The organism is Actinomycetospora sp. NBC_00405 (assembly GCF_036044095.1).
Taxonomy (GTDB): Bacteria; Actinomycetota; Actinomycetes; order Mycobacteriales; family Pseudonocardiaceae; genus Actinomycetospora; species Actinomycetospora callitridis.
On sequence record NZ_CP107938.1, the window covers coordinates 4,694,357 to 4,716,904 of the forward strand.

Below are 22,548 nucleotides of genomic sequence, written 5' to 3' on the forward strand. Positions count from 1 at the left end.
CGCGGGAGGAGGTCGTCGTGGGCGTGACGCCGCGTGCCGGCCCTCCGCGGTCCGCCCTCGGGCCCTACGTGCTGTCCGAGGTCGTCCACCGGGGCCGTTCCGGCGAGGTGGTGCGCGCGCACGACACCGCCCGCGACCGCGTGGTCGCCCTCAAGCTCCTCGCGCCCGACACCGCCGAGCGGGAGTTCCGCGCCCGCTTCGACCGGGCCTGCGGCACGGTCCGGACGCTGCGCGAGCCCCACGTCCTGCCGGTGCTCGACCACGGCGAGGCGGGCGGACGCCTCTTCGTCGCGACGCCCCTGCTCGCCGGTCCCGACCTGGGCGCGGTGCTGGCCCGCGAGGAGGTCCTCACCCCGGAGCGGGCGGTGGCCGTCGTCGAGCAGGTCGCGGCCGCGCTGGCCGCCGCCCACGCCCGCGGGCTCGTGCACCGCAACGTCAAGCCGTCGAACGTGCTGTTCACCGACGCCTCCGCGGCCGAGGCCCGCGTCGGCGACTTCGGTCTCGTGTCGCGCAACGGGCTCTCGCTGGACCACACGGCGCCCGAGCGCTTCCGCGGCGGCGCCACCGACCACCGCGAGGACGTCTACGCCCTGGGCTGCGTGCTCTTCACCTGCCTCACCGGCGCCCGGCCCTACCCCGGCCGAAGCCTGCCCGAGCGGATGCGGGGGCACCTGGAGAGCCCGATCCCGCGGCCGTCGGAGCAGCGCCCGGGCGTCCCGTCCGGGTTCGACGCGGTCATCGCGGGCGCGCTGGCCAAGACGCCGGCCGAGCGCACGGCCACCGTCGGCACGCTCGCCGCCGCGGCCCGGTCCGCGCTCGCGTAGGGAGCCCGGAGAAAGTCGGCCGCCGCCGGAACATCCGGGTGGGCCCGCACCGTCACAGGCACGAGCGGTCCGCCACGGCGGCGGGCCACAGGGCGAGGGCGGACAGATGAGCGGGACGACCGGGGCCTCCGGCGACATGTACTTCAGCGCCGACGGCGGCGTGTACGACGCCTCCGGCACCATGATCGGCACCTACGAGACCGACGCCGCGGGCAACGTCGACGCGGTCTCGAGCGACACCGACGGCGACGGCGTCCTCGACACGACGGTCACCGACACCGACCACAACGGGACGTTCGAGACCGGCGTCGTGGACACCGACGGCGACGGCTACTACGACACGATGGTCGTGGACACCGACGGCGACGGCGACCTCGACACCGCGGCGGTCGACACCGACCGCGACGGCACCGCCGACACCACCGCCCACGACCCCGCCGGCTTCTGAGCCGCCCGGAGACGACGGCCTCGACAGCCATGACGGTGTCCCTCGACGACGAACGCGCGGCGCTTGTCCTGCTCTGCCTCGACCTCGCCGACCGGCTGCGCTCCGCCGGACCCGGGCTCCGGGACCGGCTGCACCGCGGTCTCGCCGACGTGGGGGTCACCCCGCTCGAACCCGACGGCGCGCCCTTCGACGGGGCCCACCACGACGCCGTCGGCCGTGAACCCACCACCGACCCGGCCCGCGACCGCACGGTCGCGAGCACCGCACGCACCGGCTACCTCGACCACGGCAGCGTCCTGCGCCGCCCGGAGGTCGTGGTGTACGCCTGGGAGACCAGCTCCGGAGACCACCGATGACCATCCAGCCACCCGCGACGACGACGCGGGGCCGCCACCCGCTGACCGACGAGGTCCTCGCGCTGGTGGCCGACGTCCGCGCGACCGCGGTCGAGGACGACGAGGCCAGCGCCGCCGAGGCGCTCGACGCCGACGTCGCCCGCATGCAGGCCGGGAACGCCGCGGTGGTCGTCGTCGGGGAGAAGAAGCGCGGCAAGAGCTCGCTCATCAACGCGCTGATCGGGCGCCCGGGCCTGCTGCCCGTCGACGCCGACGTCGCCACCTGCGTGCACATCGTCGTCAGCCACGGCCCGGACGGCGCGACCGTCGTGCTCGGCGGCGGCCCCGAGGGCCGCGAGGTGGGGCTCGACGCGATCGCCGAGTACGCCGCGCTCGACCCCGGCGCCCGCGCCCCGGAGCACGAGGACGTCAGCCAGGTCCAGGTCCGCGTGCCCGCCCCGCTGCTCGAGGGCGGCCTCGAGCTCATCGACACCCCCGGGGTCGGCGGGCTCGTCGCCGGTCACGCCGCACTGACCCTCGCGACGCTGAACCGCGCCGACGCGCTGGTGTTCGTGCTCGACGGTTCGAGCGAGATCACCGCCTCCGAGCTCGCCTTCCTCGAGCGCGCCACCGAGCGCATCGCCACCGTCGTCTTCGCCATCACCAAGATCGACCAGTTCCCGTCCTGGGAGGCGGTGCGCGCCCGGGACATCGAGCTCATCGCCCACCACGCGCCCCGCTACGCCGACGCCCCCTGGTTCGGGGTCTCGAACCGTGCCGTCGTCGACGCCCTCGCCGCCGAGGTCGACGGCGAGCTCGAGGAGGCGGCCGAGGAGCGGGCCGCGAGCGGGATCGACCCGCTCTCGGCGCACCTCGCCGGCCTCGCCGAGGGTGCCGACGGCCTGCGGCTCGCGAACCTGCTGCACCAGGCGTCGGCGACGGTGAAGCGCCTGTCCGCCCTGCAGGTGCGGCGGGCGCTCTCGCTCTCGCCGAGCCCGGAGTTCGCCGAGCTGGTGAAGCGCGAGAAGGCGGCGCTCACGGCGCTGCAGGGGCAGAACGCGACGTGGCGCCAGACGCTCGGGGAGCGCTCGGCCCGCCTCGAGCAGCGGATGCGCACCGAGCTCAACCGGCGCCTCGAGGACCTGCGCAAGGAGGTCGGCGACCGCATCGCCGTCGGCAACAACAAGATCTTCGACGAGGTCGGCACCGACCTGCCGCCGCGCGCCCAGGCGCTGTGGATCGAGCTCGACACGCTGCTGCGCCGCGAGCTCACCGCGCTCGGGCAGGCCCTGCTCGCCGACCTCGAGGGCGTCGAGCTCGACGTCACCGGGGTGGTGCCGGACGCCCCCGAGCGCCTCGCCCAGCTGCCCGAGGCCGCCCGCGGCGGGGGCAGCACGAGCTTCGCCGAGCAGGGGATCATGGCGGCGGGCCTCGGCATGGGCCTCGGGCACCTCGTGGCCCTCGTGGTCGCGCCGCCGATCGGCATCCTGGCCGGGGTCGGAGCCGTCGGCTTCTTCAGCTGGCGGCGCTGGAGCAAGGAGCGCGGCGCCCGTAGCCGCGAGGACGCGCGCCGCTACCTCGGCGAGGTCGCCACCCGGCTGAACAACGAGATCCCGCCGGTGGTCTCGCAGGCGGTGGCCGGGGCCCGCGAGGTGCTGGGGCGCCAGATCACCGAGGCGCTGACCGCGGAGAAGGAACGGCTCACCGTGAGCCTCGCCGAGCACGAGAAGAACCTGGCGAGCGAGAAGAGCGCCGTGGCCCGCCGCAAGGCCGAGGTCGAGGCCCGCCTGCGCCGCCGCAACGCACTGAGGGAGACCGCCGAGCAGCTCGCGACGCGGCTGCCCGCCGACCGAGAGGAGTCGTCGTGACCGTGTCGCAGGAGGGGGGTCAGCAGGACGCCGGGGGTCAGGGCCCGTGGCTGGACATGTCGCGCTACCCCGACACCGACCCGGACACCGTGCTCTCGTCCGACGACCACAGCCTGCTGACCGCGTCGCTCGCCGTCGACGATGCCGAGCTGCCCGACTCCGTCTGGGAGCACATGCTCGCCGTCGTGGTGGGGGACGTGCCCGGGGACGGGGACGGGGAGGTCGACGCCGCGACCGGGTCCCCCGAGGGCCCGGCCGACGACCCCGCCGACGAGGTGGTGGACGAGCACCCCGCTCCCGACATCGCCGATCCCGGGGACGACCCGGCGGTCCACGACCCCGCGCCGCACGACGACGGCGGCTGGGACGGCGGCTGGGTGTGAACGGCTGGGACCTCGCGATCGACTTCGGGACCTCGTTCACCACCACCGCGACGCTCGCCGACGGGCGCACCGAGGTCCTCGAGATCGACGGCTCGAAGTACGTCCCGTCGCTGGTGTGCGTCGACGAGGACGGCACGATCCTGGTCGGCCGCGACGCGGTCAACGAGGCCGTGATGGCCCCGGAGCGCACCGAGCGCGTGCCCAAGCGGGCGCTGGTCGCCTCCGAGCAGGTGCTGCTCGGCGGGCGCACGATCGCCACCGTCGACCTCGTCGCGGCCGTCCTGGCGCGGGTCGCGGGCGAGGCGACGCGCCGGTTCTCCGGCCGGCGGCCCGGGCGCGTGCTGCTCACGCACCCGGCCCGCTGGCAGGCGGGCGGCCCGGAGCTGCGCCGGCTCACCGAGGCCGCGGAGCGCGCCGGTCTCGGCGAGCCCGACCTCGTCGCGGAGCCCGTGGCGGCCGCGCACCACTACGTCCGCAGCGGCGACCCGGTGCCCGACGGCGGGATGATCGGCGTCTACGACTTCGGAGGTGGCACCTTCGACACCGCCGTCCTGCGCCGCCGCCGCGACGGCTTCGAGCTGGCCGGCTCGCCGGGCGGGGACGTCGCGCTGGGCGGCGAGGACCTCGACGCGGCGTTCATGGAGATCCTCGCCGAGCACGCCGAGGCGCTCGACCCCGACGCCTGGAACGAGCTGTGGGAGGCCACCGGCCGGGTCGCCGAGCGGCACCGCACGCTGCTGCGCCGCGACGTCACCCAGGCCAAGGAGGCGCTCTCGCGGCTGCCCGCGGTCAACCTGTGGGTGCCGGGCCACGACGACGAGATCCGCGTGACGCGCCGCGAGTACGAGCGCGCCGTCGAGCCCCTGCTCGCCCGCAGCGTCGAGGAGCTGACCGACACGATCGCGCGGGCCGGCACCACGCCGGACGCTCTCGTCGACGTCTACCTCACCGGCAGCACGAGCCGGACCCCGCGGATCAGCGCGCTGCTGGCCGAGCTGCTCGGGCACGTCCCCGGCATGCGCGACGACCCCAAGGCCGTCGTCGCGCTGGGGGCGCTCGCCACGGTCCCGGGGTCGGTGAGCGCGACGATGCACGTCCGGCTCCTGGCGCACCGCCGGCAGCGACCCGGCCAGTTCCCGGCCCAGCCCCCCGCGGCACCGACCCCGCCGCTGACCCCGTCGGGCTTCCCCGTCCCGCCCGCGCCGGTCGAGGCCACCGCGAGGGTCCCCCGCCCGGCGAGCTCGTCCACCGAGGGCGGCCGGCACGCGACCCTGCCGGTACCGCCCCCCGACGACGACGCCGCGCGCGAGATCGCCCGCGAGATCGCGGCGATCGCCGAGGCCGCGGGGGTGGCCGACCTCGTCGGCGCGTCCGCCCCGACCGTCCGGGCGGGCCGGACCGCGGCCGCCGCGCGTCGGACGCTCCTCGTCGCCCTCGACGGCGTGGGCGTCGCGATCGGCACGCGCTTCAGCCCGTTCCCCGGTCTGCCGCCCGAGATCGCGCTGCAGGTCCTGCGCGAGGGACGCGGCGAGCTCGCCGCGCTGGGTCAGTGCCTCACCCGGCTGGACGGTGTCGCGGAGCGTCTCGCCGCGTGGTGAGCGCGAGCGGGCCCCACGTGGTCGAGTAGGCGCACCCCCACCACCACGGAGGACCGCATGTCCCACACCGCGACGGGCCGTGCCACGACGCCCGCCCTGCTCACCGCGCTGCGCGTCGTCGCGTCGCTCACGGTCCTGGCGCTGCTGTGGCAGTTCGTCACCGCCGGCCCGCTGGTGGAGGGGTCCCAGTCGGCGGACACCCACGCCACCGGCGCCATCGTGCTGCACGTCCTGTCCGGGCTCACCATGATCGTCGCGGTGCTGGTGTGGCGCGGCGGTGCGGCGCTGTGGCCCGCGGTGCTCGCCCTGGTGGTGTTCGCGCTGACCTTCGTGCAGGCCTACCTCGGCAGCAACGGGCCGATCTCCGTGCACGTCCCCGGCGCGATGGTCCTGGCCGTCGGCGCCGTGGTCGTCGCCGCCTGGTCGTTCACGGGCGGCCCGGCCCCCACCCGGCGCTGATCAGCGCTTGCGGGCGCTGATCACCCCGGTGTCGAAGCCGGCGAGGTGCAGCCCGCCGTGGAAGCGGGCGTGCTCGACCTTGAGGCAGCGGTCCATGACGACGGTCAGCCCGGCCTCGACGCCGCGCTCGGCCAGCTCCTCGTCGTAGAGCCCGAACTGCGTCCAGAAGGTCGAGGCCCCTTCCCGGGCGAGCGAAGCGACGGGACGAGTCGCGGCGATGGTCGCGTCGAGGACGTCGGGCAGGTCCTCGGGCCGGCGGAAGACGTCGACGAGGTCGGGCGTCACCGGCAGCGCGTCCAGCGACGGGTACACCGGCCGGCCCAGGATCTCGCTGGCGTTCGGGTTGACGAAGTAGACGTCGTAGCCGGTGGAGCCGAGCAGGTAGGTCGCGACGAAGTTCGAGGCGCGCGCCGGGTTCGGCGAGGCCCCGACCATCGCGACGCTCCGGGTCCGGCGCAGGATCGCCTGGCGCTCCTGCGCGGACGGCGGGGTCCAGGTGCTCATGCGCCCTCCTTCGTCGCCTCGGTCAGGGCCTGGTCGAGGTCCCAGAGGATGTCGTCGGCGTCCTCGATCCCGACGCTGATGCGGATGAGGTCGGGCCGGACGCCGCCCTCACGCAGCTGGTCGGCGGTCAGCTGCTGGTGGGTGGTCGACGCCGGGTGCAGCACGAGCGTGCGGGCGTCGCCGATGTTGGCGAGGTGGCTGCAGAGCTGCACCGACTCGATGAACCGCCGTCCCGCGGCCCGCGCGGCGTCCTCGTCGGCGCCGCGGACCCCGAAGCTGAACACCGCGCCCGGGCCCTGCGGGAGGTAGTGCTTCGCCCGCTCGTGGTGGGGGTGGCCCGGCAGACCGGCGTAGCTCACCCACGCCACCCGCTCGTCGGCCTCCAGCCACTCCGCGACCCGCTGCGCGTTGGCGACGTGGCAGTCCATGCGCTGGGGCAGCGTCTCGATGCCCTGAAGCAGGAGGAAGGCCGAGTGCGCGCTCAGGGTGGCGCCGACGTCGCGCAGCTGCTCGGAACGGATCTTGGTCAGGAAGCCGTACTCCTGGAAGTTGCCCCACCACGTCAGCCCGCCGTAGGACGGGATCGGGTCGGTCATCTGCGGGAAGTGGCCGTTGCCCCAGTCGAAGCGCCCCGACTCGAGGATCACCCCGCCGAGGGTCGTGCCGTGGCCGCCGAGGAACTTCGTCGCCGAGTGGATGACGATGTCGGCTCCGTGCTCCATGGGCCGGCACAGGTACGGCGTGGCCATCGTCGCGTCGATGATCAGCGGCAGGCCGCGCTCGTGGGCGACCTCGGCCAGGGCGGCGACGTCGGTGACCTCGCCCGAGGGGTTCGCGACGATCTCCGCGAACACGCAGCGGGTGCGGTCGGTGATCGCCGCACGGAACGCGTCGGGGTCGTCGCCGGGCACGAACGTCGTGTCGACGCCGAAGCGGCGCAGCGTCACGTCGAGCTGGGTGACCGTGCCGCCGTAGAGCGCGGCGGCGGCGACGATGTGGTCGCCGGCGCCCGCGAGCGTCGCGAACGTCAGGAACTCCGCGGCCTGGCCCGAGCTGGTGGCCACCGCGCCGAGTGCGCCCTCGAGGCTGGCCAGGCGCTCCTCGAGCACCGCGACCGTCGGGTTGGCGATGCGGCTGTAGATGTTGCCGTACTTCTGCAGCGCGAACAGGTTCGCGGCGTCGGCGGTGTCGTCGAAGACGAAGCTCGTGGACTGGTAGATGGGCACGGCGCGGGCGCCGGTCGCGGCGTCGGGCACGGCGCCCGCGTGCACCGCTCGCGTGCGGAATCCCCAGGGACGGTCGGTGGCCACCCCGCCGTTCTACCGCAGCGGAGCCGCGAGGGTCGGGCTCAGGTGCTCCACGCGTTCTTCAGCGTCCCGACGCCGCAGACGACGACCACCGCGCCGGCCACGAGGGCGACCAGCCCGGACGCCGGCGAGGGGGCCAGGAGCGCGACGGTTCCGGGCAGCGCGATCACGGTCGAGAGCATCACGAGCCCGGCGAGGACGGTGAGGGCGAGCTGCGCCCATGCCGCCCCGCCGCGGAAGTGCAGGGCGACGAAGCCCCCGACCAGCACGATGAGGAGGGTCACGACGAGCTCGCCGCCGCCGGTCGTCGTGACGAGCCGTCGGACGGCGTCCGCCGCGATCGTCGCGACCGAGAGCCGGAACGCCCGGCGGGCGGGGTAGGAGGCGCCCACCGGCGCACCGCCGCCGAGGCCCGGCGGGAGCAGCCCGAACGGGCCCTCACCGCGGGGGAGCGCGCGCGGACCGGGTTGTCCACCGGGCAGGGGTCCGGGCTCCGGTGCGCCACCCCGTCGCCGGCGGGGCCGCGGGGCGAACTCCTCGGGGAACTCCTTCCCGAACTCCGAGCCGAACTCCGACGGGGGCCGCCCGTAAGCGTCGTGAGGTCCGCGTGATCCGGAGCCCGGCGGGCCGGACGGCGGCCCGTCGTCCGACGGATCGAACGGTCCCCCCGGCGCGCCCATCGCCCGAACGTAGGTCGACGTCGATGGCCCGGACAGAGGAGCCGGTTACTCATTCCCCCGCGCCGACGGGCCGGAGTACTCACGTCCCCCCGGGGTTGTCGGCCCCCCTCGTCGGGCATCCGTCGGCCTCGGTCGGCGCGCCCGCGCCACCGCACGACGCGAGGAGGACCGTCATGGCCGTCTGCGAGACCTGCGGGAACGACTACGAGATGGCCTTCGAGGTGCGCGCGCAGGGTGCCTCGCACACCTTCGACAGCTTCGAGTGCGCGATCCACACGATGGCCCCGCGCTGCGAGCACTGCGGCGTCATGATCCTCGGTCACGGCCACCAGGTCGACGGCCGCTTCTTCTGCTGCGCGCACTGCGCCTCCGCGTCGCAGGGCGCGTCGACGGTCGACCACGTCTGACGGCCGTCAGCGGAAGTAGGCGTTGGCCGGGCCCTGGAAGGCGAAGAGGATCGCGGCGACGATGAGGGCGGCCTGGACGAGGCTGACGATCGTCGACACGGCGCCGATGCTGACCCCGAGGCCCGCGGTGAGCAGCACGCCGAGCACGGTGAAGACCGCGGAGATGCCGCCCAGGATCGTCAGGGCCAGGCGGGCCCAGTGGTCGCCCGCCCGCAGCCGCAGGGCGAGGTAGACGACGACGCCGAGGAAGAGCAGGCCGATGACGACGCCGACGACGCTGCCGGTCGCGGCCAGCGGGCTCGGTGCCGTCGTGGCGGTCGCGAGCGAGAGGGCGCTGCCGACGACGCCGACGACGACCGCGGCGATCCACAGTTGGAAGGAGCGCTGCACGGGGGTGGGCGGGGTCACGGTCGGCCACCGTAGTGGGGATCAGGCCGGATGCCAGGCCCAGCGCCACACGGTGCCCTCGTCCGGGTCGACGGTGATGCCGTCGCGGACGAAGCCGTTGCGGCGCAGCACCGCACTCGAGGCGTTCTCCGCGGGCAGGGTGTGGGCGACGACCCGCCGCACCCCGGCCCGCGCGGCGCGGGCGAGCCACCGGCCGACGGCGGCGGTCGCGATCCCCCGGCCCTGGCAGGAGGGCGCGACGGAGTAGCCGATCTCGATGACGCCGTCCACCGGCGGACCCGTGTAGCCGCCGAGGCCCACGACCTGCGTGCCCTCGACGATCAGGTGCGCGAACCATGCGGGCGCGACCCCGCCCTCGAGCGCCTCGACGGTGGGTTCGAGCGCCTCGGGGAAGGCGAGGAAGCCGTCGACGAGCGTGAGCCCGAAGCGCCCGGCGAACTCCTCCGGCTCCGTCAGCAGCGTCACCGCCTGCTCCGCGCTCAGCGGCACGACCTCGATCCCCATGTGAGTGATGTTCTCGGCTATAGCCGGGAATTTCACTCACGGAGGGGTCTCACATGCCGTGCATCTTCGCGATGACCTGGAGCATGACCTCGTCGGCGCCGCCGCCGATCGACGTGATCCGCATGTCGCGCAGGAAGCGCGCGGTCCACGTCTCCTCCATGTAGCCCAGGCCCCCGTGGTACTGCAGGCAGGTGCGGGCGACGTCCTCGCAGAGCCGGCCGATCGCGAGCTTGGCGATCGTCGCGAAGCGCGAGGTGTCCTCGCCGCGCATGTACGCCTCGGCGCAGGCGTAGTTGTAGTGCCGGCACATGTCCAGACGCGCGTAGAGCTCGGCGAGCTGGTAGCTCAGGTACTGGTTCCTGATCAGCGGCCCGCCGAAGGCCTCGCGCTGACGCAGGTAGGCGGCGGTGCGGTCGAGCGCCCGCTCGCAGGCGCCCACCCGTCCGTAGCAGGCGACCATCCGCTCGTTCTGGAACTGCGACATCTGCTGCTGGAAGCCGCGCCCGACCTCGCCGATGGTGTGGTCGACCGGGACCTCGGCCCCGTCGAACGCCAGCTCCGCGGTGTCCGAGCAGCGGTTGCCGAGCTTGTCGAGCTTGCGGGACACGCTCACGCCGGGCGTGGATGTCGGGACGACGATCTGGCTGATGCCGCGCGCGCCGCCCTCGTCGGACGTCCTGGCGAGCAGGCAGAGCCAGTCGGCCTCGACGCCGTTGGTGATGTAGAGCTTCGACCCGTGGATCACCCACTGGTCCGCCCCATGATCATTCCGGCTGCGGACCGCGCGGGTCTTCAGGCCGGCGACGTCGGAGCCGGCGTCGGGCTCGGTCACCGCGATCGCGCTGACCATCTCGCCGCGGATCGCCGGGACGAGGTAGCGCTGCTTGAGCTCCTCGGTGCCGAAGCGGTGCAGCGACGGGGTCGCCATGTCGGTCTGCACGGCGATCGCCATCCCGACGCCGGCGGCGTCGCAGCGCCCGATCTCCTCGGCGAGCACCACCGCGAACAGGTGGTCGGCGCCCCCGCCGCCGTACGCGGGGTCGTACTCGAGGCCCAGGAAGCCGAGGTCGCCGAGCTTCGCGAACAGCTCGTGGGTCGGCATCCGCCCGTCGCGCTCCCACCCGTCGACGTACGGGTCGATCTCCCGCTCGACGAACGTCCGCACCGTCTTGCGGAACGCCTGGTGCTCCTCGGTGAACGCGACCATCTCAGGTCCCCTTCTGGACACGCTGCCGCAGGACAGCCTTCTGGATCTTCCCGGCGGGGGTGAGCGGCAGGTCGTCGACGAACTCGACGACCCGCGGGACCTTGTAGTTCGCCAGCCGGTCCGCGGCGAGGGCGACGAGCTCGTCGGAGGTGACGTCGCTGCCGGGGGTGCGGACGACGAAGAAGTGCCCGACCTCGCCGTGGGTGTCGTCCGGCGCCCCGACGCCGGCCACCATCGCGACGCCCGGGTGGGCGCCGAGGACGTTCTCGACCTCGACGGGATAGACGTTGTAGCCGCCGCTGATGAACATCTCCTTGAGCCGCCCGCGCAGCGCCAGGTGGTCGCCGCCGACACGGGCCACGACGTCGCCGGTCGCCAGCCAGCCCCTCTCGGCGTGCTCGTCCGATGGTCGGAACGTCGTCGGCTCGTCGCGGTGCCAGTAGCCGGCGGCGACGGGCGCGCCGCGCAGCCACAGCTCGCCCTCCGCCCCGTCTCCCGGGGCGTCGGTCCCCTCGACCGGGTCGACGATGCGGGCCTCGATCCCGGCCAGTGGCACGCCGAGGGTGCTCGCGACGGTGTCGGCGTCGTCGTCGAGCGCCGACATCACCGCGGCACCGGAGGTCTCGGAGAGCCCGTAGAGGTTGACGACGCGGGCGTGCGGCGCGGCCGTGGTGATCGCTGTGCACAGGGCGGGCTCGACGTTGGAGCCGCCGGCCACGGCGTAGCGCAGCGACGGGAGCGTGGCGTCCGGGCCGAGCTCGCGCAGCAGGAGCGTCCACATCGTCGGCACCCCGGCGAAGACCGTCACCGCGTGCTCGACGACGTCCCGCAGCGCGCCCGCGGGCGAGAACCCCGGCGTGAGCACGACCTCGCTGCCGGCGACGAGGGCCGAGAGCAGCGTGCACGTCAGGCCGCCGACGTGCGTGAACGGCATCGTGGCGAGGAACCGGTCGTCCGGTCCGAGACCGAGGTGCTCCACCTCGGCGCGCGCCGACGCGAGCAGGCTGCCGTGGGTGAGCACCGCGCCCTTCGGTGTCCCGGTGGTGCCGGAGGTGTAGAGGATGACGGCGGGGTCGCCGGGTTCGGCGTCGTCACCGGGGGTCTCTCTCGGCCGGTCCCCGAACAGCTCGTCGACGTCGACCACGACGTGCTCGAGGTCGGGTAGCGCCGGCTCGAGCTCGGCGTAGAGGGCGACGAGGTCGGTCCCGCCGGCCTCGGGCACGGTGACCACGACGCGGGCGCCGGAGTCGGCGAGCATGTGCTCGAGCTCGCTGCCCCGGTAGCGGACGTTGAGGGTGACGAGCACGGCGCCGAGGCGGGTCGTCGCGAACAGCAGGCCGATCCACGCCGCGCCGTTCGGCAGCGCGACCGCGACCCGGTCGCCGGGACCGACGCCGCGCGCCGCGAGCCCGGCGGCGAGCCGGTCGGCGTGCTCGTCGAGCTCGCGCAGGGTGATCGTCCCGGGCGGCCGCGACGCGGAGCGGGGCCGGCCCATCGACTCCGCCTCGCGGAGGAACACCGCGTCCGGGCGCTCCCGGGCGGCGGTGCGCAGGAGGCCGGGGAGGCTCACGGGAGCGCCTGCAGGTGCGCCAGGGCCGGGCCCCAGCGATCGGTCTGCGAGCCGCGCGGCGCGTAGAGCGGGATCCGCTGGGCGACGCCGCCGAAGCGTCGCTCCAGGGCGGGCCCCACCTCGTCGGGCTCGGCGACGATCGCGATGGTGTGCAGGACCTCGTCGTCCACCGCCTCGCCCATCGCCTCCCACTGAGCAGGATCTCGGGCCGCCCTCTTCGACAGCGTGTTGAGCTCGCGCGCGAGGTCGCCCCAGCCGTGCAGCTCGAGCACCGGGTGGTACGCCGGGGTCGAGCCGTAGAAGGCGACCTGGCGGCGGACGTCGCGGATCGACTCCTCGAACTCCTCCTCGGTGTTGCCGGTGGCGATGAGCGCGGTCGCGGAGAACTCGAAGCCGCTGCCGTCGCGCCCCGCCGTCTCGAAACCCTGGTGCAGCGCCGGCAGCGTCACCTCGTGCAGGTAGCGCTCGGTGGAGAACGCGTGCGCCATGAAGCCGTCGGCGACCTCGCCCGCCACCGCCGTCATCCGCGGGCCGACGCCGGCGAGGTGGATCGGCGGGTTGCCGAACGCGTTGGGCCCGGGCGAGAAGAACGGCGTCATGAGCGTGTGCGTGTAGAAGTCGCCGCGGAAGTCCAGTCGCTCGCCGGTGGCCCAGGCGTCCCAGATCGCGCGGACGGCGCGGATGTACTCGTGCATCCGGCGTGCGGGCTCCGACCAGGGCATCGAGAACCGCTTGGTGACGTGCGGCTTGATCTGTGTCCCGAGCCCCAGCGCGTACCGCCCGCCGGTGACGAGGTGCAGGTCGTTGGCGGTCATCGCCGTCGTCATCGGGGTCCGGGCGAAGGCCACGGTGATCGCGGTGCCGAGGGTGACCGCCTCGGTGCGGGTGGCGGCCAGGGTGATCATGACGGCGGGGTCGTGCTGGGTCTCGGAGGCCCAGACGGCGTCGTACCCGGCCTTCTCCGCGGTGACGGCGTCGTCGGCGAAGTCGCCCAGCCCGCCGGTGACCACGGTGGCGTCGACCTTCATCGCAGCAGCTCCTCAGGGATGTCCACGTGGCGGGCCCGGACGAACTCGCCGAGCCCCTTGGCCTGTGCGTCGAGGGCCAGGTTGTCGGCCACCCCGCGCCCGAGGAAGCCGACGACGGTGACGCCGACCGCCCGGAGCAGCGGGAACTCCCACAACCGCAACGCGCACCCCGCGGCGTCCTCGCCGAGCAGGTCGGCGACGCGCTCGTCGTCCCACCGGGCGCGCAGCCACGCGTACGCCGCGTCCTCCCGCGCCCACAGCCCGAGCGTCGCGTTGCCGCCCTTGTCGCCCGACCGCGCCCCGACGAGCCGCCCGAGCGGGGCGCGCGCGGTCGGGCTGTCGGAGCGAACGCGCTGTTCGCTGCTTCTAGGCGCCGGAACTCCCCGTTCGCTCGCCTCGACCGCCGGCGGAAGCACCGTCCACGTCCGGTCGCCGAGGCCCACGAGCTGGGGCAGGTCGGCGGCGGGCAGGAGGATCGGCCAGAACACGCTCGCGGCGCTGCCGGGGCCGGGCGGGGCGGTGGCGAAGAAGCCGGGGTAGCCCGCGAGCGCGGTCTCGACGGCCGCCCGGGAGAGCCGTCCGACGGCCTCCTTGGACCCCGCGACGGCCACGGTGAGCAGGGAGACCGCCTCGGTCATGCGGGCGGGGTCGGGCCGGTCGGCGCGCAGCAGACGGGTCTCGACGCGGTCGTAGGCCTTGCGACCCCCCGGCACCCCGGCCCACAGCGCGGCGAGCGCGTGCTCGGCCTTCGCCTCGACGTCGAGGCCGGTGAGCACGAACGTCATCTCGTTGTGCCACCCGGCGGGCACGACGGCGCCGACCTTGACGGTGTCGGGCGGCGGTTCGCCGCGGGTGCCGGTGAGGCGGACGCGGTCGGGGGCCTCCTGCGTCAGGGTGATCGTGTCGAGGCGGGTGACGACGTCCGGGGTCAGGTAGCGCGGTCCGTCGACCTCGTAGAGCAGCTGGGCGGTGACGGTCTCGACGGTCACGGCGCCGCCCGTCCCGGCGGCCTTGGTGATCACCGCGGACCCGTCGGCCTCGATCTCGGCGACCGGAAGCCCCACGTGCTCGGTGCCGTCGAGCTCGGCGGCGAAGGAGAAGTTGCCGCCGGTGGCCTGGGCGCCGCACTCGATGACGTGCCCGGCGGCGACGGCGCCGGCGAGGGCGTCGAGGTCGTCGACACCCCACCCGTGGTGCCACGCGGCGGGGCCGACGACGACGGCCGCGTCGGTCACCCGGCCCGTGACGACGACGTTCGCGCCGGCCTCGAGCGCGGCCACGATCCCGCGGCACCCGAGGTAGGCGTTGGCGACGACCGGCGTGTCCGGCAGCGGCTCGCCGGTGTCGAGGTGCGCCGTGCGCGCGGGCGGCAGGGCGCGGACCTGCTCGGTGACGTCGTCCCCGCCCACCCAGGCGACCCTCGCGCGCCCGTCGATCGCGGCGATCTCCGCGGCGCACCCGGCCGGGTCGAGCCCGCCGGCGTTGGCGACGACGAGGATGCCGGCGTCGAGGCAGTCGGCGAGCACGTCGCGCATCTGACGCACGAACGTCGTCGCCCAGCCCCCGGCGCCGCGCTCGCGCTGCTTGGCGAGCAGCCCCATCGTCAGCTCGGCCAGCCAGTCGCCGGTGAGGACGTCGACGTGGACGCGGCCTTCCACGTGGGCGTCGACGATCTCGCGGGCCGCGGCGAGCCGGTCGCCGTAGAAGCCGGAGACGTTGGCGATCGCGATCATCCGGACGCTCCCAGCGTGACGAGCGTGGCGTGCGCCTCGACGTACTGGCCCACCGCGACGTGCACGGTCTCGACGATCCCGTCGGCGGCGGCGAGCGCGGGGTGCTCCATCTTCATGGCCTCGAGGACGACGAGCTTCTGGCCGGCGACGACCTGCTCGCCCTCGCGGACGAGGACCTCGACGACCGTGCCCGGCACCTCGCTGACCGGCCCCGCCCCGCCCGCCGCGGCGTCGGGGGCGGGCAGGCGCGGCAGCTCTCGCCAGGCGCCGTGGCCCTCGGTGTCGTCGACGTAGGCGGTCACCCCGGTCGGGCCGCCGTGCTGGGCGACGCGGCAGCGGTACTCGACGCCGTCGTGGGTGAGGCGGACCGACCCCGGGGCGAGGTCCCGGAGGCCGAGGGTGTGCTCGACGCCGTCGACGTCCAGCGCGATCGCGTCCGGGCCGATCGTGCACCTCACCGCGACCTCGCCGTCCGGCCCGGCCCAGTGCACGGTCGGACGGGGCGCGCCGCGCAGGGCGCGCCAGCCGGGCGGGGCGAGGTGGGCGCGGGGATCGTGCTCTCGGCGCGCCGCGCTGGTGCAGGCCACGGCGGCGGCGAGGTGCACCACGGGCGGGGTCGCGGGCGCCGGGGTGCGCAGGTGCGGGTGGCGGTCGAGGAAGTCGGTGCGCGTGGCGCCGCCGAGGAAATCGGCGTCGCGCAGGACGGCGACGAGCAGGTCGCGGTTGGTCGGCGGCCCGTGGATCTCCGCCTGCGCGAGACCGGCGGCGAGCCGTCGCGCGGCCGCGGCCCGGGTGGGAGCGTGGGCGATGACCTTGGCGATCATCGGGTCGTAGAAGGCGCTGATCTCGCCGCTGGCGCCGAGCGCGTCCTCCCAGCGGAGGGTCTGATCGTGTACGTAGCGGTGCAGGGTGCCGGGCGCGGGGCGGTCGTCCTGGGCGGGGTCCCCGGCGTACAGCCGCACCTCGACCGCGTGTCCCCGGGGCCGCACGTCGTCCTGGGTGAAGGGCAGCGGCTCCCCGTCGGCGACGGCGAGCTGGAGCGCGACCAGATCGACGCCGTAGACCTCCTCGGTGACCGGGTGCTCCACCTGCAGCCGGGTGTTCATCTCGAGGAAGAAGTAGCACCCTCGGGGGGCTCCGCCCCCCGAGAACCCCCCGACCTCGGAACCGTCTTCCGCATCGTCGACGAGGAACTCGACGGTCCCGACGCCCACGTAGCCGAGCTTCTCCGCGAGCGCGACGGCCGTGCTGCCCATCCGCTCGCGCAGCTCCGGCGCCACGGCGGGGGACGGCGCCTCCTCGACGACCTTCTGGTGCCGCCGCTGGATCGAGCACTCACGCTCGCCGAGGTGGACGACGTGGCCGTCCACGTCGCCGACGACCTGGATCTCGATGTGTCGGGGCGCGTCCAGCAGGCGCTCGAGGAACACCGTGTCGTCGCCGAAGCTGCGCGCGGCCTCGGCGCGGGCGGAGCGGACGGCGTCGACGAGCGCGTCGGACGACCGCACCTCGCGCATCCCGCTGCCGCCACCGCCCGCCGAGGCCTTGACCAGAAGCGGGAACCCGACGCCCTCGGCGGCGCGCGCCCAGTCGTCGGGATCGTCCGAGTCCAGCAGCGCATCCGGCAGCGTCGGCACGCCGGCCTCGCGCGCCAGGGCCTTGGCGGTGTGCTTGACGCCCATCGCCTCGATCGACGCCGGGTCCGGACCCACCCACGTCAGCCCGGCGTCGGCGCACGCGCGGGCGAACGAGGCGTTCTCCGACAGGAAGCCGTAACCCGGGTGCACGGCGTCGGCGCCCGTCACTCGCGCCGCGGCGAGGACCTGCGCGACGTCGAGATAGGTCTCCGTCGCCGTCGAGCCCCGCAGCGCGACGGCGCGGTCGGCCTCAGCGACGTGCGGGGCGTCGGCGTCGGGCTCGGAGTAGATCGCGACCGTGCGGATACCGAACGTCCGGGCACCCCTGATCACCCGGCGCGCGATCTCTCCGCGGTTGGCGACGAGCAGCGTGCTGATCACCGGCGCACCTCGAGGATGTGGATTTCCTGGCGTTGAGTGCAAGCGAGGACGCAGGGCTTGCACAAGCGAGCCGACACCCCGCTCACATCCGGAACGGCGCGAAGCGGGTCGCGCCGGCGATGGGGGCCGAGTGGACGGCCGAGAGGGCGAGGCCCAGGACCGTGCGGGTGTCGCGCGGGTCGATGACCCCGTCGTCCCACATCCGCCCGGACGCGTAGACCGCGTTGGACTGCGCCTCGACACCGTCCTCGATCGCCTTGCGTGTGGCGCGGTCGGTGTCCTCGTCGTAGGGACGCCCGGCCCGTTCCGCCGACCTGCGCTGCACCATCGACATGACCCCGGCGAGCTGCGTGCCGCCCATGACCGCGATCCGGTGGTTGGGCCAGGTGAAGACGAAGCGCGGGTCGTAGGCGCGCCCGGACATGCCGTAGTTCCCCGCGCCGTAGGACGCGCCGACCATGAGCGTCAGATGCGGGACCTCGGAGTTCGACACCGCGTTGATCAGCTTCGCGCCGTCCTTGATGATCCCGCCGCGCTCGTAGGCCGACCCGACCATGAACCCGGTGATGTTCTGGACGAACAGCAACGGGATCGACCGCGCGTTCGCGAGCTGGACGAACTGCGCGCCCTTCTGCGACTCCTCGGAGAACAGGATCCCGTTGTTCGCGAGCACGCCGACCGGGAAGCCGCCGATCGATCCCCAGCCGCAGACGAGCGTCGTGCCGTAGAGCGGTTTGTGCTCGTCGAAGCGGGAGCCGTCGAGGACACGGGCCAGCACGTCGCGCACCTCGACCGACCGCTTCGCGTCCGACGCCGCGCAGGCCAGCAGTTCCTCGGCCGGGTATCGCGGCGGGTCGGCGGGCAGCGACCGGCCGGGGCCGCCGCGACGCCAGCCCAGGTCGGCGACGATCCGGCGCCCGATCCGCAGGGCATCGCGCTCGTCGGCGGCGAGGTGGTCGGCGAGCCCCGACTCGCGGGCGTGCATCTCCGCGCCCCCGAGGGTCTCGTCGTCGACGTCCTCGTTGATCGCCATCTTCACCAGCGGCGGACCGCCCAGGTACACCGTCGCCTGGCCCCGGACGAACACCGTGTACTCGCTCATCCCCGGCATGTACGCGCCGCCGGCGGTCGACGAGCCGAAGACCAGCGCGATCGTCGGGATGCCCTGCGCCGACAGCCGTGTCATCTCGCGGAACGTGCGCCCGCCGGGCACGAACAGGTCGGCCTGGCGCGGGAGGTCGGCGCCGCCGGACTCGACGAGAGCTACCACCGGCAGCCGGTTGCGCTCGGCGATCTCGAGGCCGCGCAGCTGCTTGGTGACCCCGATCGGTGTGATCGAGCCGCCCTTCACCGTCGGCTCGTTGGCGACGACCAGGCACTCGACGCCGCTGACCGCCCCGATCCCGACGACGAGCCCGGCGCCCGGGGTGGTCAGGTCGGGTTCGTGCGCGCCGGCGAGCGCGCCGATCTCGAGGAACGCGGCGTCGGGGTCCAGGAGCAGGTCGACGCGCTCGCGCGCCGTGAGCCGGCCGCGCTCGTGGTGGCGGTCGACGTACTTCGCGCCCCCCGCGGCGAGCACCGTCGCGGCCACCTCGTCGACGCCCGCGAGAGCGGCGAGCATCGCCTCGCGGTCAGCGGCGAACTCCGGCGACGACGGGTCGAGGCGCGACCCGAGCACGGCGCTCGGCGAGATCTCGGGAGCGCTCATGCCCGCACCGGATCCTTCCCCGGCGTCCCGGCGAACGCCTGGCCGATCTCCATCCACTCCCGCGCGACGTCCCCGGTGACCACGAGGCCGGTGTCGTCGACGTGGCGGCGACGGATCAGCACGAGGCAGAACTCCTCGGCGTCCCCGGTGATGGCTTCGCCACGTGAGTGATTTGGGTCGTCCCGACGACCCAAATCACTCACGTGGGGCTCGCCCCATCCCCACACCTCGCCCGACGGCCCAGCCAGTTCGACGCGCACCGGCGTCGCGGGGACCTCGAGACCCCGCACCCGGTACCCCTGCGCCCGCGCGCGGACCGCGATGTCGGCGACGTGGCGCAGGCGGTCGGTGGGCGGGAGTCGGGACCCCAGGGCGTCGGCGACGTCGCTGCCGTGCGCCCAGGTCTCCATGATCCGGCTGGTGATCGCCGACCGGAGCGACATCGGCGGCCCGTACCAGGGCAGCCGGGTCGACGGGTCGCACGCGCGCGCCGCGGCGTCGAACGCCCGGGCCGCGTCCTGCCACCACGCCAGCGCTGCGGGGCCGGCCTCGGGCACCGCGGCGTTCGCGGCGTCGACGAAGCCCTCGAGGTCGGTGATCGCGTCGCGCTCGGCCTCGAACTCCGCGGGCGTCGAGATCGCGCGGGCGAACGCCGCGTCGAACCAGCCGAGGTGGGCGATCTGGTCGCGCACGGTCCAGGGCTCGGCGCGGGTGGGCAGCGTCCACGACGCCGGCGGGAGCCCCCGCACCAGCGCCATCACCGCCGCGCGCTCGTCGTCGAGGTCGGCGAGCAGGTCCTCGACCGAGGGCCCGCTCACGCGTCCAGTCCCAACCGGCCCGCCACGACCTCGTTCATGATCTCGGTCGTGCCGCCGCCGATGCCGAGGATCCGCGCGTCCCGGTAGTGGCGCTCGACCTCCACGCCGTGCATGTAGCCCATCCCTCCGTGCAGCTGGACCGCGCGGTCGACGACGGCGTCGCACGCCGCGACCGCGGTGTTCTTGGCCATCGCCAGATCGGTGACGACGTCCTGCCCGGCCTGCCAGCGAGCCATGACGTCCCGGACGTACGTGCGCGCCACGGCCGTCTCGCGCGCCATCTCGGCGACCTGGTGGCGCACGACCTGGCGTTGCGCCAGCGGCGACCCGAAGGTCTGGCGGGCACGGACCCAGGCGATCGTCAGGTCCACGCAGCGCTGCGCGGTGGCGTAGGCCTGCACGGCCATCGACAGCCGCTCGGCGGCGAAGTTGACCATGATCTGGCGGAAGCCGGTGCCCTCGGCGCCGACGAGGTTCGTCGCCGGCACCCGCACGCCGTCGAAGCGCAGCTCGGCGGTGTCGCTGCAGTGCCAGCCCATCTTCCGCAGCCGTGAGCGCGACACCCCGGGCCGGTCGGTCTCGATCACCAGCAGCGAGATCCCGCGGTGCCCGGGGCCGCCGGTGCGCACGGCCGTGGTGACGACGTCCGCCCGCGTCCCCGAGGTGATGAAGGTCTTGGCGCCGGTCACCACGTAGTCGTCGCCGTCGCGCTCGGCGCGGGTCGTGATCGCCGCGACGTCGGAGCCTGCCTCGGGCTCGGTGATCCCGAGGCTCGCGATCGCCCGGCCGGCCAGGACGGGGCGCACGAAGTGCGCAATCTGCTCCTCGTCGCCCGCCGCCGCGATGTGCGGGACCCCGATGCCGTGGGTGAACAGGCCCGCGCAGACCCCGCTCGACCCGCCGGAGAGGATCAGCTGCTCGGCGACCAGGCAGGCGTCGAGGTGGTCGCCGACCCCGCCGGCGGTCTCCGGGAAGCCGAGCTCGAGCAGCCCGAGGTCCCCGGCGCGCTCGTGCAGCGCCCGCGGCAGCGCGCCCTCGTCCTCCCAGCGCTCGAGGTCCGGGAGGATCTCGCGGGTCGTGAAGTCGGCGACGAGTTCGCGCAGCGCCCGCCGCTCGGGGGTCGCCCAGGCGTCGTGCGCGGAGACCGGTTCCGGCCGAAGGGCACCCTCGCGCGCTCTATCCGGCTGATGGTGCCCTTCGCGCGACACGGCGGACGCGCTCACCGCGCCACCGCCGAGGCCTGGCCCGCGAACTGCTCGCGCAGCACGCGCTTGAGCAGCTTGCCCGTGGCGTTGCGGGGCAGCTCGTCGACGATCTCGACGCGCCGCGGTGCCTTGAAGTGCGCGATGCGCTCGCGGGCGTAGGTGATCACCTCGGCCGTGTCGATCTCCCCGGACGCGACGACGACGGCCAGCACCGCCTCGCCCCACTGCGGGTCACCGACGCCGACGACGGCGACGTCGGCGATGCCCGGGTGGCGGTGGAGCACCTGCTCGACCTCGACGGGATAGACGTTCTCGCCGCCCGTGATGATCATGTCCTTCTTGCGGTCGACCAGCGTCACGAAGCCCTCGGCGTCGCGCACGCCGAGGTCGCCGGAGCGGAACCAGCCCCTATCGGCGTGCTCTCCTGGATAATTGCGCAGCGCCTCCGCCGTCGCCTCGGGCCGGTTCCAGTACCCGGCGAAGACGGTCGGCCCGCGCAGGACCAGCTCGCCGACCTCGCCCACGGCGACGTCCTCGCCGGTCTCCGACACCAACCGCGCGTCCACGTGCATGAACGGCCGCCCGACCGAGCCGGCGTGGGTGAGCACGTCGTCGGCGTCGAGGAAGAGCGCGGCGGGGGAGAGCTCGGTCATCCCGAAGCCCTCGGTGAACGTCCACCCGCGCCCGGTGAAGTGCTCGATGACGGTCACGGGGCACGGCGCCCCGCCCGAGATCGCCCAGCGCAGCGCGGGCAGCGGGGGCAGCGACGGCAGACGCGTCAGCGCCGCCCACATCGCCGGGACGAGGAACTGGGTGGTGACGCCCTCGCGCGCCAGGAGGTCGACGAAGGCCGCCGGGTCGAACGACGGCACGACGACCACCGTCCCGCCCGCGTAGAGCAGGGGGAGCGCGGAGAGCCCGAGCGCGCCGATGTGGAACAGCGGGGCGGCCGCGACCGTGATGTCCGTGCCGCCGATGCCGGGGCCGGCGACGGCCATGTTGATCGCGTTCCACAGCATGTTGTCGTGCGTGAGCACCGCGCCCTTGGGGACGCCGGTGGTGCCCGAGGTGTACATGATCACGCAGGGGTCGTCGCCCGCGACCGGATGCGCCTCGACGACCTGGTCGCCAGGCTGCTCGCCGAGCTCGACCACCGGGACGCTGCCGGCCACCGCGAGCGCGTCCCCGGCGAGGCCCGTGAACGCCGTCGAGCGCACCAGCACCACCGCGCCCGAGTCGGTGAGGACGTGGGCGACCTCGTCCGGGGACAGGCGGTGGTTGATCGGCACCGCGATCGCCCCCAGGCGGGCCGCGCCGAAGAGCCACTCCAGGTAGGCGGCGGAGTTCTCGCCCAGCAGGGCCACGCGCGCGCCCGCCTCGATCCCGAGCGCGGCGAGCGCCGCGGCGCGGGCCCCGACACGGCGGTCGAGATCGGCGTAGGTCAGGCGGGCGCCGCTGGCGACGTCCACGAGCGCCACCGCGCCCGGCCGGCGTTGCGCACGCCTCGCGATCCAGTCGGCGATCCCACCGTCCATC

The 22,548-nt window shown here is 74.5% G+C and carries 22 protein-coding genes; 8 read left to right on the top strand and 14 right to left on the bottom strand.

Annotation, left to right across the window (positions count from 1 at the left end; genetic code table 11):
* The first annotated feature begins 17 nt into the window (after window positions 1-17).
* The 7 genes from OG774_RS23190 to OG774_RS23220 all read left to right on the top strand — a co-directional run bounded on the left by OG774_RS23190 (window position 18) and on the right by OG774_RS23220 (window position 5,915).
* Window positions 18-824, top strand: coding sequence for a serine/threonine-protein kinase (locus tag OG774_RS23190; protein ID WP_328304741.1), 807 nt, complete (start codon window positions 18-20; stop codon window positions 822-824).
* A 106-nt stretch (window positions 825-930) separates the two neighbouring features.
* Complete coding sequence (locus OG774_RS23195; protein ID WP_328304742.1) at window positions 931-1,272, top strand: hypothetical protein; 342 nt, start codon at window positions 931-933, stop codon at window positions 1,270-1,272.
* A gap of 29 nt (window positions 1,273-1,301) precedes the next feature.
* Window positions 1,302-1,628 carry a nucleotide exchange factor GrpE gene (grpE, locus tag OG774_RS23200; RefSeq protein ID WP_274194587.1) on the top strand — a complete coding sequence of 109 codons (327 nt, stop codon included), beginning with the start codon at window positions 1,302-1,304 and terminating at the stop codon, window positions 1,626-1,628.
* Entirely contained in the window at window positions 1,625-3,475 is a 1,851-nt protein-coding gene (locus OG774_RS23205; RefSeq protein WP_328304743.1) for a dynamin family protein, read from the top strand. Before grpE ends, OG774_RS23205 begins: the two co-directional genes overlap by 4 nt.
* Entirely contained in the window at window positions 3,472-3,858 is a 387-nt protein-coding gene (locus tag OG774_RS23210; protein ID WP_328304744.1) for a hypothetical protein, read from the top strand. Before OG774_RS23205 ends, OG774_RS23210 begins: the two co-directional genes overlap by 4 nt.
* Window positions 3,855-5,456 (top strand): Hsp70 family protein, encoded by a 1,602-nt coding sequence (locus tag OG774_RS23215; RefSeq protein ID WP_328304745.1) that lies wholly within the window; start codon window positions 3,855-3,857, stop codon window positions 5,454-5,456. Before OG774_RS23210 ends, OG774_RS23215 begins: the two co-directional genes overlap by 4 nt.
* A gap of 57 nt (window positions 5,457-5,513) precedes the next feature.
* The gene (locus OG774_RS23220) at window positions 5,514-5,915 is read left to right on the top strand and encodes a hypothetical protein (protein ID WP_328304746.1); all 402 of its coding nucleotides are present in this window, start codon (window positions 5,514-5,516) and stop codon (window positions 5,913-5,915) included.
* Here the strand turns inward: OG774_RS23220 and OG774_RS23225 are convergent, their stop codons facing one another.
* From OG774_RS23225 to OG774_RS23235, 3 genes are read right to left on the bottom strand one after another with little or no spacing between them, the layout of a single operon-like run.
* A complete protein-coding gene (locus OG774_RS23225; protein ID WP_328304747.1) occupies window positions 5,916-6,419 on the bottom strand; it encodes a CoA-binding protein in 504 nt (167 codons plus the stop codon).
* Window positions 6,416-7,729, bottom strand: coding sequence for an O-acetylhomoserine aminocarboxypropyltransferase/cysteine synthase family protein (locus OG774_RS23230; protein WP_328304748.1), 1,314 nt, complete (start codon window positions 7,727-7,729; stop codon window positions 6,416-6,418). Before OG774_RS23230 ends, OG774_RS23225 begins: the two co-directional genes overlap by 4 nt.
* 38 nt (window positions 7,730-7,767) lie before the next feature.
* On the bottom strand, window positions 7,768-8,406 hold the full coding sequence (locus tag OG774_RS23235) for a hypothetical protein (protein WP_328304749.1): 639 nt from the start codon (window positions 8,404-8,406) through the stop codon (window positions 7,768-7,770).
* A gap of 173 nt (window positions 8,407-8,579) precedes the next feature.
* Between OG774_RS23235 and OG774_RS23240 the strand changes: the two genes are divergently transcribed.
* A complete protein-coding gene (locus tag OG774_RS23240; protein WP_328304750.1) occupies window positions 8,580-8,813 on the top strand; it encodes a hypothetical protein in 234 nt (77 codons plus the stop codon).
* A 6-nt stretch (window positions 8,814-8,819) separates the two neighbouring features.
* Here OG774_RS23240 and OG774_RS23245 read toward each other — a convergent pair whose 3' ends face one another.
* From OG774_RS23245 to OG774_RS23295, 11 genes are all read right to left on the bottom strand, one after another.
* Window positions 8,820-9,221: a hypothetical protein gene (locus OG774_RS23245; protein WP_328304751.1), complete on the bottom strand. Its 402-nt coding sequence runs from the start codon at window positions 9,219-9,221 to the stop codon at window positions 8,820-8,822.
* Window positions 9,222-9,242: 21 nt separating this feature from the next.
* Window positions 9,243-9,725 carry a GNAT family N-acetyltransferase gene (locus OG774_RS23250; RefSeq protein ID WP_328304752.1) on the bottom strand — a complete coding sequence of 161 codons (483 nt, stop codon included), beginning with the start codon at window positions 9,723-9,725 and terminating at the stop codon, window positions 9,243-9,245.
* 49 nt (window positions 9,726-9,774) lie between these two features.
* Window positions 9,775-10,932 (bottom strand): acyl-CoA dehydrogenase family protein, encoded by a 1,158-nt coding sequence (locus tag OG774_RS23255; RefSeq protein ID WP_328304753.1) that lies wholly within the window; start codon window positions 10,930-10,932, stop codon window positions 9,775-9,777.
* 1 nt (window position 10,933) lies between these two features.
* The gene (locus OG774_RS23260) at window positions 10,934-12,502 is read right to left on the bottom strand and encodes a class I adenylate-forming enzyme family protein (protein WP_328304754.1); all 1,569 of its coding nucleotides are present in this window, start codon (window positions 12,500-12,502) and stop codon (window positions 10,934-10,936) included.
* Entirely contained in the window at window positions 12,499-13,530 is a 1,032-nt protein-coding gene (locus OG774_RS23265) for a TIGR03617 family F420-dependent LLM class oxidoreductase (RefSeq protein ID WP_328304755.1), read from the bottom strand. Before OG774_RS23265 ends, OG774_RS23260 begins: the two co-directional genes overlap by 4 nt.
* Window positions 13,527-15,263, bottom strand: coding sequence for an acyclic terpene utilization AtuA family protein (locus OG774_RS23270; RefSeq protein ID WP_328304756.1), 1,737 nt, complete (start codon window positions 15,261-15,263; stop codon window positions 13,527-13,529). The genes OG774_RS23265 and OG774_RS23270 overlap by 4 nt, the downstream gene beginning before the upstream one ends.
* Window positions 15,260-17,281, bottom strand: a complete 2,022-nt coding sequence (locus tag OG774_RS23275) for an ATP-binding protein (protein ID WP_328304757.1) — start codon at window positions 17,279-17,281, stop codon at window positions 15,260-15,262. The genes OG774_RS23270 and OG774_RS23275 overlap by 4 nt, the downstream gene beginning before the upstream one ends.
* 82 nt (window positions 17,282-17,363) lie before the next feature.
* The gene (locus OG774_RS23280; RefSeq protein ID WP_328304758.1) at window positions 17,364-18,989 is read right to left on the bottom strand and encodes an acyl-CoA carboxylase subunit beta; all 1,626 of its coding nucleotides are present in this window, start codon (window positions 18,987-18,989) and stop codon (window positions 17,364-17,366) included.
* Window positions 18,986-19,807, bottom strand: coding sequence for a TIGR03084 family metal-binding protein (locus OG774_RS23285; protein WP_328304759.1), 822 nt, complete (start codon window positions 19,805-19,807; stop codon window positions 18,986-18,988). The genes OG774_RS23280 and OG774_RS23285 overlap by 4 nt, the downstream gene beginning before the upstream one ends.
* Window positions 19,804-21,030 carry an acyl-CoA dehydrogenase family protein gene (locus tag OG774_RS23290; protein ID WP_328304760.1) on the bottom strand — a complete coding sequence of 409 codons (1,227 nt, stop codon included), beginning with the start codon at window positions 21,028-21,030 and terminating at the stop codon, window positions 19,804-19,806. Before OG774_RS23290 ends, OG774_RS23285 begins: the two co-directional genes overlap by 4 nt.
* Window positions 21,027-22,547, bottom strand: coding sequence for an acyl-CoA synthetase (locus OG774_RS23295; RefSeq protein WP_328304761.1), 1,521 nt, complete (start codon window positions 22,545-22,547; stop codon window positions 21,027-21,029). The genes OG774_RS23290 and OG774_RS23295 overlap by 4 nt, the downstream gene beginning before the upstream one ends.
* Window position 22,548: the final 1 nt, after the last annotated feature.